Here is a 12,127-nt window from a genome sequence, read left to right on the forward strand (position 1 = left end):
ACAAGAATAAGGATCGCTCATGTTCGATATCAGCATGTTTCCCATCGCCGATGCCGTCCGCCGGGCTGCGCAACTGAGTCAAGAGGACTATCAGCGCCTCTATCGCCAATCCATCGAACAGCCGGACACGTTCTGGGCCGAACAGGCCAGGCGCTTTCTCGACTGGACCACGCCCTGGCACACCGTCAATACCTCGGACATCCAGACCGGCGCCACCCAATGGTTTGCCGGCGGCCAATTGAACGTCAGCTACAACTGCATCGACCGCCACCTGGCGCAACGCGCCGAGCAACCGGCCTTCATCTGGGAGGGCGATGATCCGACAGCATCTTCCACCATCACCTACCGCCAACTGCATCAAAACGTCAGCCGCCTGGCCAATGTGCTGAAAAGCCGTGGCGTGAAAAAAGGCGACCGGGTGTGCATCTACATGCCGATGATTCCGCAAGCGGCCTACGCCATGCTCGCCTGTACGCGGATTGGGGCGGTGCATTCGGTGGTGTTTGGCGGTTTTTCACCCGACGCCCTGCGCGACCGTATTCTCGACGCCGACTGCCGCACGGTGATCACCGCCGATGAAGGCGTGCGCGGCGGCAAGCCGGTGGCGTTGAAACAAAATGTCGACAAGGCCCTGGCCAGTTGCCCGAACGTCAGCACCGTGCTGGTGGTAGCGCGCACCGGGGCCGCCGTGAACTGGAGCGAAGGCCGCGACCTCAACTATCAACAGGCCGTGGATGCCGCCAGCGATGACTGCCCACCCGAGCCGATGGGCGCCGAAGACCCGCTGTTTATCCTCTACACCTCCGGCAGCACCGGCAAACCCAAGGGTGTGCTGCACACCACCGGCGGCTACCTGCTACAAGCCGCGATGACCTTCAAGTACGTGCTCGACTACCGCGACGGCGAAGTGTTCTGGTGTACCGCCGATGTGGGCTGGGTCACCGGCCACAGCTACATCGTGTACGGCCCGCTGGCCAATGGCGCCACCTCGCTGATGTTCGAAGGCGTGCCCAGCTACCCGAGCAGCTCGCGCTTCTGGCAGGTCATCGACAAGCACCAGGTCAATATCTTCTATACCGCGCCGACGGCCCTGCGCGCATTGATGCGCGAGGGCCACACTCCGTTGGAGAACACCTCCCGCGCCAGCCTGCGCCTGCTCGGCAGCGTCGGTGAGCCGATCAATCCGGAAGCCTGGGACTGGTACTTCAACGCCGTCGGCGAACAACGCTGCCCGATTGTCGATACCTGGTGGCAGACCGAAACCGGCGGCATCATGCTCAGCCCGCTGGTCAGCGCCCAGCGCATCAAGCCCGGCTGCGCGACCCAACCGATGTTCGGCGTGCTGCCGGTGCTGCTCGATGAGCACGGCAAGGAAATCAACGGCCCGGGCAGCGGCGTGCTGGCGATCAAATCCAGCTGGCCGGGGCAGATCCGCAGTGTCTATGGCGACCCGCAGCGCATGATCGACACCTATTTCAAACCCTACCCCGGTTATTACTTCACCGGCGATGGCGCGCGGCGTGACGAAGACGGCGACTACTGGATCACCGGGCGCATCGACGATGTGATCAACGTCTCCGGCCACCGTATCGGCACCGCCGAGGTGGAAAGTGCCCTGGTGTTGCATGACTGGGTCGCCGAGGCTGCGGTGGTGGGCTACCCCCATGACGTCAAAGGCCAGGGCATCTATGCGTTCGTCACGCCGATGAATGGCGTGGAGCCCAGCGAGACACTGAAGAAACATCTGCTCGAACTGGTCAGCAAGGAAATCGGCAGCTTTGCCAAACCGGAACTGATCCAATGGGCCCCGGCCTTGCCGAAAACCCGCTCGGGTAAGATCATGCGACGCATTTTGCGCAAAATAGCCTGCAACGAGTTGGACAGCCTCGGAGATACCTCCACCCTGGCCGACCCCAGCGTGGTCGCCGGCCTGATCGACAAACGCCTGAACCGATAGGAACCCGCGCGTCGCCATGGAATTTATCCGCAGCCGTATCGAAACCCAGTTGATGAGCCTCACCGGCTTGTCGCTGGGCCAGTTGGACCTGGAAAACCCCAAGGGCGACCCCGGCCTGTTCGGCCCGGACTCGGTCAGTTGGCAAGTGCATGGCGATTTCAGCAGCATGCTCATCGGCGGCATCAGCGCCTTGATGCTGCAAGCCTTGCACCCATTGGCGCTGGCTGGTGTGTGGGACCATTCGAACTTTCGCCAGGACATGCTCGGGCGCCTGCGCCGCACGTCGCAGTTCATTTCCGGCACCACCTTCGGCTCGCGCAAAGACGCCGACTGGCTGATCGAGAAAGTACGCACCATTCACCTGCAGGTTGTCGGCCATGCGCCCGACGGCCGCGCCTACGCGGCCAGCGACCCGCAGTTGCTGACCTGGGTGCATGTGGCGGAGGTCAGCAGCTTCCTCGCCGCACACGTGCGTTATCGCAACCCGCAGCTGTCGGGGCGCGATCAGGATCGTTACTACAACGAAATCGCCCTGGTCGCCGAACGCCTGGGCGCGCGGAATGTGCCGCGCTCACGCGAGGAAATTGCGGATTATCTGGCGCGTATCCGTCCACAATTATTGTGCGCCGCGCGCAGCCGCGAAGTGCTGCGCCTGCTGCTCGAAGCCCCGGCGCCCAGCACCCTGGCCAAACCCTTTGGCGCCCTGATGATGCAGGCCGGGATCGACCTGCTGCCGGCCTGGGCCGCCGACATGCTGGGGCAACACCCGAGCCTGCTGCAACGCCAGCTGGTGCGTGCCGGGGTCAAGCGCAGCGCGCCGGTGCTGCGTTGGGCAATGCACAATGGCTCGGTGCAGCGCGCGCATCGGCGGATGGGGTTGATGTAGGCGACGCTCCATAACTGCTAAACTCCGCGCCCACATTTACCCAGCAAGGCGCGCTCCATGTCTCCCCTGAACCAGGCGCTGCGCGCCGCCCTCGATCATCGTCAAGGCCTGATCAGCGAGTTGCACGCCCAAGGCACCGACTGTTACCGGTTGTTCCACGGCAGCCAGGAAGGCGCCGGTGGCCTGACCATCGACCGCTATGGCCCGCAACTGCTGGTGCAGAGCTTCCACCAACCGCTGGAAAGCGCAGACTTGCTGGACCTGCATCAACTGATCAGCCAGTACATGGGCCTGGAATTGCTGCTGGTGTACAACGACCGTTCCCGTGGCAACTCGCGGATCGACCGCGAAGACACGGTCTACCGCGCCACACCGCAAGCGCTGCAGGACCTGGTCGGCCACGAATGGGGCCTCAATTACCGCGTGCGCGGGCGCCATGCCGGGCAAGACCCGTTGCTGTTCCTCGACCTGCGCAACACCCGCGGCTGGGTCAAGACACACAGTGCCGGCAAAAGCGTACTGAACCTGTTCGCCTACACCTGTGGCGTGGGCCTGAGCGCCGCGGCCGGCGGTGCCCGTGACGTGTGCAACCTGGATTTTGCCGAAGGCAACCTGGCGGTCGGCCGCGAAAACGGCCTGCTCAACCCGCAACTGGCACCCATGACGTTCGTGCAATCCGATTATTTCCCGGCGATTCGCCAACTGGCCGGCCTGCCGATCACCCAGCGGCGCGGGCAGAAACTGCCGAGCTATCCGCGCCTGGAACCGCGTCAATATGACTTGGTGTTGCTTGACCCGCCGGCCTGGGCCAAGAGCGCCTTCGGCACCGTCGACCTGTTGCGCGACTATCAAAGCCTGCTCAAGCCGGCGCTGTTGGCAACCGCCGATGACGGCGTGCTGATCTGCTGCAACAACCTGGCAAAAGTGAGCATGGACGATTGGCGTGAGCAGGTGCTACGTTGCGCCGAGAAAGCCGGGCGTCCGGTGCGCGACTGGCAAATCATGCCTCCTGGCGCCGACTTTCCGTCACAAGACCAGCAACCTCCGTTGAAGACTCTGATCCTGCAGTTATAGGAATTTTCTGAAAGAGGGTGGCTCTTCGGAACCGAAAACCCGTGCCATACTCCAAGGCACTCCTGTTCGACATAGATGGCGCCGCCCCATGCCCAAAGGATTGATTCGCGCCACTGGCGCCTTGTTGACTGCCGTTGCCCTGTACAGCTTGCTGGGCTTTTTGATTTTGCCCGGCATTGCCCTTCGCATAGCCAACCAACAGCTGGCCAACTACGCCACGGTGCCGGCCCGCATCGAGCGTATCGAGCTCAACCCATTCAGCCTGGAAGTGACGCTGTGGGGCCTCAAGATCGGCGACCCCGGCAAGGAACAAGTGGGTTTCGAGCGGCTCTACGCCAACCTGCAGCTCGACAGCCTGTGGACCCGCGCCCTGCACCTGGCCGATGTGCAACTCGACAAACCCAAGACCGAGTTGCTGTTCGACAAGTCCGGCCAGTTGAACCTGGCGCAGTTGTTCAAACTGCCACCCAGCGAACCGATACCGGCAGACCCCAACGCCAAACCGTTCCCGTTGCGGATCGAGCGGATCAAGCTGGCGGGCGGCTATCTGCACTTTGAAGACCTGCGCCCCAGCGAGCCAATCGAGTTCCTCTACGACAAACTCGACTTCGAGCTGAAAAACCTCAGCACCCTGCCGGAAGACAATGCCGACATGACCCTGGTCGCCGCCGGCCCGGAAGGCGGGCAGATCGACTGGAAGGGTAACGTCAGCCTGGTGCCGATCACGTCCAAAGGCACCCTGAAAATCACCGATGGCAAGATGAAAGCCTGGTGGCCCTATGTGCGCGACGCCCTGCCCCTGGTCCTCGAAAACGGCGTGCTCAACTTCAGCACGGACTACACGTTCAGCCTGGCCAAAGAAACCGAACTGAACCTGACCAACACCGTCGCCAGCATCGCGCCGTTCGCCATCAAGGCGCCGGATGGCCGGCCATTGGTGCGCCTGGAGCGCCTGGACGTCAGCGAAACCACGATCGACCTGGCCAAGCAGCAGGTGGTGGTCGGCAAGATCCGCAGCAACAAGCTGGAAACCTGGGCCGCCCGCGAAGCCGATGGCCAACTGGACTGGCAGAAACTGTTCGCCAGCCAGCCGGGCAAGCCGGCCAAGGCGCCGGAAGCGGCCAGCGCGCCAGCAGCTGCCGACTCGCCCAAAGCCGCGCCCGCAGCGCCGAGCAAGCCTTGGCAAGTGCTGCTCAAGGATGTGCAACTGCGCAACTATCAGGTCCACCTGGCCGACCGCCAGGCCAAACCTGCGGTCGCACTGGAACTCGGCCCGCTGAACGTCGATGTGCAGAACTTCGACAGCCTCAACGGCAGCCCCTTCACCCTCAAGGTCGACACCGGCCTGGGCAAGCAAGGCAAGATCCAGGCAACCGGCGAGGTCAACCTCAACCCGGTCAGCGCCAAGTTGAAAGTGAACACCCAGGACATCGACCTGCGGGTCGCGCAGTCCTATATCAGCCCGTTCATCCGCCTGGAACTGCGTAGCGGCATGCTCGGCAGCAACCTCGATGTGAACCTCAAAAGCACCGAGCCGCTGGCCCTACAGATCACCGGCCGGGCGCAGGTCGATCAGTTGCACACCCTCGACACCCTCAAGACCCGTGACTTCCTCAAATGGCAGCGCCTGGTGCTGGAAGGGCTGAACTACCAGCATGGCGACAGCCTGTCGATCGACAAGATCAACCTGCAACAGCCCTATGTGCGCTTCATGATCAACGATGATCGCACCACCAACGTCGACGACCTGCTGATTCCACAGCCGGCCGACAGCGGCGCCAAGTCGGCGGCCAAGCCGGCGGCAAGCAAAGAAAAACCGCTGGGTATTCATATCGGGCAGATCGCGATCAACGACGGTTCGGCCAACTTCGCCGACTTCAGCCTCACGCCCAACTTCGCCACCGCGATCCAACAGCTCAACGGGCAGATTGGCACCATTGACAGCCGCCAGGCCAAACCGGCAGCTGTCGACATCAAGGGCAAGGTGGATCGCTATGCACCGGTGACCATCAAAGGCAGCGTGAACCCGTTTGATCCGATGGCGGCACTGGATATCGCCACCAGCTTCAAACGTGTCGAGCTGACGACCCTGACGCCCTACTCGGGCAAGTTCGCCGGTTTCCGGATTCGCAAGGGTCGCCTCAACCTCGACCTGCATTACGTTATCACCAAAGGCCAACTGAAGGCCGAGAACAAAGTGGTGGTCGAGCAACTGCAACTGGGTGAGAAAGTCGACAGTGCCGATGCGGTAGACCTGCCGATTCGCCTGGCGATCGCCCTGCTCAAGGACTCTGACGGCAAGATCTCGATTGAACTGCCCATCAGCGGCGACTTGAACAACCCGCAATTCAGCGTGATGCCGATCATCTGGCAGACCCTGCGCAACCTGGTGGTGCGCGCGGCAACGGCGCCGTTCAAGTTTATCGGTGGGCTGGTGAGCGGCGGCGGTTCGGAAGACCTCGGCAACGTCTCGTTCGCCGCAGGCTCCAGCGAACTGAACAAAGACGCCGAGGGCGCCCTGAACACCTTGGCCAAGGCCCTCAAAGAACGCCCTACCCTGCGCCTGGAAATCGAAGGCACGGCGGCGGCCGACAGTGACGGCAAATTCCTCGCCGAGCAGCGCCTGGAGCGCGAATACCAATATAACTACTACAAGATCCTGCAGCGCCGTGGCGACAAGGTTCCGGCCCAGGCGTCCTTGCTGCAAGTACCGGAAAAGGAAAAAGCCCCCTTGCTCGAAGGTATCTACCGCACCCGCCTGAAACAACAACCACCGGCGGAGTGGAAAAACCTGAGCGACGATGAACGCACGGCCAAACTCAAGGACGGCGTGATCACGTTCTGGAGCAGCAGCGACGTGCTGTTGCGCCAGCTCGGTCAGGACCGCGCAAGCACCATCAAGGACTACCTGGTCGACAAAGGGCAGCTGGAAGATGACCGGGTGTACTTCGTCGACGCCAAACTGGGCCAGGCCGAGAAGGATGGCCGGGTGGTAACGCAGATGCATCTGGACGCCGAATGACCCCACGCGCCAGCGCAAGCTGGCGCGCACTTCGATAGCATTCCTGGCCGGAATAGAACAGGCCCCGACACATGTGCCGGGGCCTGTAATGACCACATCCCTATGGTCGGTCGCATGAACCCGTGAGGTGCATTGAGTGGATATCTAACTCACTCGTTGCCGCCGCCGCCTAGTTCAGCGATTGGTTGAGCGTTACTCTGCTTTCAGGCCATCGGCCGATACAGCTTTCACGCCTTTGATTTTCTTGGTGATGTTCACCGCGGTAGTTTTCTGCGCTTCGGTCACTGCAACGGAAGAAGACAGGGAAACTACGCCCTTGTTGGTTTCGACTTTGATGTCGGTACCCGGAATGCCTTTCTCAGTAACCAGGTCAGCCTTCACCTTGGTAGTGATCCAAGTGTCCGAAGCGGCTTCTTTGGATGTGTCGATGTTGTCGGCTTTTACCGCACCGCCAGCCAGCAGACCGTCAGCGGATACAGCGGTCACACCCTTGATACGCTTGGTGATGGCGACAGCGGTAGCTTTCTGCGAGTCAGAGATGGCAACGGTCGAAGACAGGGAAACCACACCTTTGTTGGTCTCAACCTTGATGTCCGAACCTGGGATGCCCTTTTCGGTCAGCAGGTCAGCTTTGACTTTGGTGGTGATCCAAGTGTCCGAGGTGGACTCTTTGGCTTTGGTCATTTCGCCAGCTGCCAGCGTCATCGGCGCCTGCGCGGTTTGAGCGAAGGCAACGTTGGCCATGGCCAGGGTCAGGGCGGTAGCAGTTGCGGTAGCGAGAGCGAACTTCTTCATACGAGTAACTCCTGTTTTATTAAAAGTCTGCAGTGTGTGAACCTTGATGCTGCAGCATTAACAGGACTGTTGCAGGCACTGTGCCAAGTCGAAGTCTGCAAATAAACCCTTTAAAAACAAAGAGTTATAGATTGAGCGAATTTTCGGATTCGTGCAATTTGCATGAAGCAGAGCGTGGCTGCATGCAAGTTGCGGCTTTTGGCTGTGATTAAGCGTCTGATTTTTCGGCATTTTCCTGCACGCATAAAAAAAGGACTCCGAAGAGTCCTTTTTTCAGCGTGAAGCCTGCGGGTATTTAAGCGCCCGAAGCCTTGGCTGCTGCCACGTCTTTGATAGACAGCTTGATACGGCCGCGGTTGTCCACGTCCAGTACCAGCACTTCCACTTCCTGGCCTTCTTTCAGAATGTCGGTCACTTTCTCAACACGAGCGTCGCTCAGCATGGAGATGTGAACCAGACCGTCTTTGCCCGGCAGGATGTTGACGAATGCGCCGAAGTCGACGATGCGCTCAACTTTACCGACGTAGATCTTGCCGATCTCGGCTTCGGCAGTGATGCCCAGAACGCGCTGACGCGCCGCTTCTGCAGCTTCCTTGGTTTCGCCGAAGATCTTGATCGAGCCGTCGTCTTCGATATCGATCGAAGCCTTGGTCTCTTCACAGATCGCACGAATGGTCGCGCCGCCTTTACCGATGACATCACGGATTTTGTCGGTGTCGATTTTCATCGCGATCATGGTCGGAGCATTTTCCGACAGTTCGGTGCGGGACTGACCAATGATCTGGTTCATCTGACCGAGGATGTTCAGGCGCGCTTCCAGGGCTTGGCCCAGAGCGATTTCCATGATCTCTTCGGTGATGCCCTTGATCTTGATGTCCATCTGCAGCGCGGTAACACCTTTAGCGGTACCGGCTACTTTGAAGTCCATGTCGCCCAGGTGGTCTTCGTCACCCAGGATGTCGGTCAGGACGGCGAACTTCTCGCCTTCTTTGACCAGGCCCATGGCGATACCGGCAACCGGCGCCTTCATCGGCACACCAGCGTCCATCAGTGCCAGGGAAGCACCGCAGACCGAAGCCATGGAGCTGGAACCGTTGGACTCGGTGATTTCCGACACTACACGGATGGTGTACGGGAACACGTCGGCGGCTGGCAGCATGGCCTGAACCGAACGACGGGCCAGACGGCCGTGACCGATTTCGCGACGACCGGCGCCACCCATGCGACCACATTCGCCCACCGAGAACGGCGGGAAGTTGTAGTGCAGCATGAACGGGTCTTTTTTCTCGCCTTCCAGGGTGTCCAGCAGCTGTGCGTCGCGGGCAGTACCCAGGGTCGCAACGACCAGGGCCTGGGTTTCGCCACGGGTGAACAGCGCAGAACCGTGAGTCTTCGGCAGAACGCCGACTTCGATGTTCAGCGGACGCACGGTGCGGGTGTCGCGACCGTCGATACGTGGCTTGCCGTTAACGATGTTTTCGCGAACGGTGCGGTATTCGATTTCGCCGAATGCTGCTTTGACGTCGCTGGCAGAAGGCTGGCCTTCTTCACCGGACAGCTTGGCAACGACCTGATCCTTCAGCTCGCCCAGGCGAGCGTAACGGTCGGCCTTGACGGTGATGGTGTAGGCCTGGGAGATCGCTTCGCCGAACTCGGCACGGATCGCACCCAGCAGTTCGGTGGCTTCGGCTTGCGGAGCCCAGGCCCAGGTTGGCTTGGCGGCTTCGGCAGCGAGTTCTTTAACGGCGTTGATCACAACCTGGAACTCGTCGTGAGCGAACAGTACCGCGCCCAGCATCTGGTCTTCGGTCAGCTCTTTGGCTTCCGATTCAACCATCAGTACGGCTTCCGAGGTACCGGCAACGACCATGTCCAGGCTCGAGGCTTTCAGTTGCTCGTAAGTCGGGTTCAGCAGGTAGCCGGTGCTTTCGTGGAAAGCCACGCGCGCAGCGCCGATCGGGCCATCGAAAGGAATGCCGGAGATAGCCAGGGCAGCCGAGGTACCGATCATCGCAGCGATGTCCGGATCGGTCTTTTTGCTGGTGGAGACGACGGTGCAGACAACCTGCACTTCGTTCATGAAGCCTTCTGGGAACAGCGGACGGATCGGACGGTCGATCAGTCGGGAAGTCAGGGTTTCTTTCTCGGAAGGACGGCCTTCGCGCTTGAAGAAACCGCCAGGGATCTTACCGGCAGCGTAAGTCTTTTCCTGGTAGTGAACAGACAGAGGGAAGAAGCCCTTGCTTGGGTCTGCAGTCTTGGCGCCTACAACGGTCACCAGTACGGTAACGTCGTCGTCAACGGTAACCAGCACTGCGCCGGAGGCTTGACGGGCGATACGGCCTGTCTCGAGGGTAACGGTCGACTGACCGAACTGAAATTTTTTGATAACCGGGTTCACGGTGTCCTACCTTCTTTGTGGCTCTTGGGGAACTTGTCTTCTTGCGAAATTCTTGGGCAATGTCGGGAATCGGCCCAACCCTTGTCCAGGGGTAAAACGTGTATCCAGATAAAACTTGAGGCTGGAAGCCTGCCATGGGCCAGCGGGAATCCCACTGACACACGGCAAACAACCAACCTCTAGCGCAATCGCTTATTAGCGACGCAGACCCAGGCGACCGATCAGAGCCTGATAACGACCCAGATCCTTGCCTTTCAGGTAGTCCAGCAGCTTACGGCGCTGGTTTACCATGCGGATCAGACCACGACGGGAGTGGTGATCTTTACCGTTGGCCTTGAAGTGACCTTGCAGTTTGTTGATGTTGTGGGTCAGCAGTGCAACTTGCACTTCTGGCGAACCAGTGTCACCAACAGCTTGCTGATAGTCAGCTACGATTTGTGCTTTTTCTTGAACGTCGAGAGCCATGAGGCAATCCTTTTTTCAGGAAACCACCCAAAGGGCAGTTTCAACAGGCCAGGGACAAATCCCTGTATCTAAAAATGAGTAGTGACCGTGCCTGTTAACAGCCACCCTCGTTCCAGCTTGCGTAAAGGCTGATACGCTTTTACCACAAACTGGTTTCGGTCATTCTGACCGAATCAGTCGACGCGGCGCGATGCGCCCGTCTTCGCTCACTTCACCGATACCGATAAAGCGACCGTTATGATCCTGTACCCGCACCATGCCGAATTTCGGCGCGTCCGGGGCACGTACCGGCTGGCCGTTGAGCCAGTAGAACGCGCTGTGCTCCGAGAAGTGCAGCAATGGCCAATCGAGCAAACCGCTGTCCGATGGCATCAAGAAGCGATCGACCGCTTCATTGCCGCCTTCGGCGTGTACCGCTTCCAACTCTTCCAGCGTCACCGTCTGGGCCAGGCTGAAAGGGCCGGCCTGGGTCCGTCGCAGTTCTGCGACATACGCGCCGCAACCGAGCTTTTCACCGATATCTTCCACCAGGGTACGGATATAGGTGCCTTTGCTGCAGTCCACGGCCAGGCGTGCGGTGTCGCCTTCACAGGCGAGCAATTCCAAGCGCGCAATAGTAACAGAACGCGGTTCGCGCTCCACTACTTCACCCGCACGAGCCAGCTTGTAAAGTGGTTGCCCATCGCGCTTGAGCGCCGAGTACATCGGCGGTATCTGACTGATTTGCCCACGAAAAGCGGGTAAAGCAGCCTCGATATCAGCACGACCAACGGTCACGTCGCGAACCTGCAAAACATCACCCTCGGCATCGGCCGTGGTGGTGGTCTTGCCCAGTTGCATCAGGGTTTCGTAACCCTTGTCGGAATCGAGCAGGTATTGCGAGAACTTGGTGGCCTCGCCAAAGCACAACGGCAACACGCCGGTGGCCAGGGGGTCGAGGCTGCCGGTGTGCCCGGCTTTCTCGGCATTGAGCAGCCAGCGGACCTTCTGCAAGGCGGCATTGGAGGTAAAGCCAATGGGCTTGTCGAGCAGAATGATGCCGCTGACGTTGCGACGGATACGTTTGACCTGAGCCACCGCTTACTCCTTGGCGTCTTCAGGTGTGGACGGATGCTGATTATCCTCAGCCACGGCGCGCTCGATCAATGCCGACAGGTGCGCGCCACGCACGACGCTTTCGTCGTAGTGGAAGTGCAACTGAGGCACGCTGCGCAGCTTCATTTCGCGGGCCAACTGCATGCGCAGGAAACCTGCGGCCGAGTTGAGCACCTTGATGCTTTGCGCGATTTCTTCGCTGCTGTCCTCACCCATCACGGTGATGAAGATTTTTGCGTGACCTACGTCACGGCTCACTTCAACGGCGGTGATGGTGACCAGGCCAACACGAGGATCTTTGACTTCGCGACGGATCAGTTGGGCCAGCTCGCGCTGCATCTGATCGCCGATACGTTGGGTACGGCTGTATTCTTTTGCCATGTCTTGTTACCTGTTACTGCCACACGGTGAAACCCGTGGGGTCTGAAAGCG

General features: G+C 60.1%; 9 protein-coding genes. 4 read left to right on the forward strand and 5 right to left on the reverse strand.

Annotated elements, in window-relative coordinates; all coding sequences use genetic code 11:
- Positions 1-19 precede the first annotated feature (19 nt).
- From acs to RGV59_RS00765, 4 genes are all read left to right on the forward strand, one after another.
- Positions 20-1,957, forward strand: coding sequence for an acetate--CoA ligase (gene acs, locus RGV59_RS00750; protein WP_126586600.1), 1,938 nt, complete (start codon positions 20-22; stop codon positions 1,955-1,957).
- 16 nt (positions 1,958-1,973) lie between these two features.
- Positions 1,974-2,843 (forward strand): oxygenase MpaB family protein, encoded by an 870-nt coding sequence (locus tag RGV59_RS00755; protein WP_126586602.1) that lies wholly within the window; start codon positions 1,974-1,976, stop codon positions 2,841-2,843.
- A 57-nt stretch (positions 2,844-2,900) separates the two neighbouring features.
- Positions 2,901-3,917 (forward strand): class I SAM-dependent rRNA methyltransferase, encoded by a 1,017-nt coding sequence (locus RGV59_RS00760; protein WP_046382046.1) that lies wholly within the window; start codon positions 2,901-2,903, stop codon positions 3,915-3,917.
- A gap of 88 nt (positions 3,918-4,005) precedes the next feature.
- Positions 4,006-6,939 (forward strand): DUF748 domain-containing protein, encoded by a 2,934-nt coding sequence (locus RGV59_RS00765; protein ID WP_126586603.1) that lies wholly within the window; start codon positions 4,006-4,008, stop codon positions 6,937-6,939.
- Positions 6,940-7,131: 192 nt separating this feature from the next.
- Here the strand turns inward: RGV59_RS00765 and RGV59_RS00770 are convergent, their stop codons facing one another.
- The 5 genes from RGV59_RS00770 to rbfA all read right to left on the reverse strand — a co-directional run bounded on the left by RGV59_RS00770 (position 7,132) and on the right by rbfA (position 12,076).
- Positions 7,132-7,734 (reverse strand): BON domain-containing protein, encoded by a 603-nt coding sequence (locus tag RGV59_RS00770; RefSeq protein WP_017847426.1) that lies wholly within the window; start codon positions 7,732-7,734, stop codon positions 7,132-7,134.
- 295 nt (positions 7,735-8,029) lie between these two features.
- Positions 8,030-10,135, reverse strand: a complete 2,106-nt coding sequence (gene pnp, locus RGV59_RS00775) for a polyribonucleotide nucleotidyltransferase (protein ID WP_017847425.1) — start codon at positions 10,133-10,135, stop codon at positions 8,030-8,032.
- Positions 10,136-10,330: 195 nt separating this feature from the next.
- Positions 10,331-10,600, reverse strand: coding sequence for a 30S ribosomal protein S15 (gene rpsO / locus RGV59_RS00780; RefSeq protein WP_003176135.1), 270 nt, complete (start codon positions 10,598-10,600; stop codon positions 10,331-10,333).
- A gap of 159 nt (positions 10,601-10,759) precedes the next feature.
- Positions 10,760-11,677, reverse strand: coding sequence for a tRNA pseudouridine(55) synthase TruB (gene truB, locus RGV59_RS00785; RefSeq protein WP_014719950.1), 918 nt, complete (start codon positions 11,675-11,677; stop codon positions 10,760-10,762).
- 3 nt (positions 11,678-11,680) lie between these two features.
- A complete protein-coding gene (gene rbfA, locus RGV59_RS00790; protein WP_017847424.1) occupies positions 11,681-12,076 on the reverse strand; it encodes a 30S ribosome-binding factor RbfA in 396 nt (131 codons plus the stop codon).
- Between the last annotated feature and the right edge of the window lie 51 nt (positions 12,077-12,127).

The organism is Pseudomonas sp. FG1 (genome assembly GCF_034313875.1).
Lineage (GTDB): Bacteria > Pseudomonadota > Gammaproteobacteria > Pseudomonadales > Pseudomonadaceae > Aquipseudomonas > Aquipseudomonas veronii.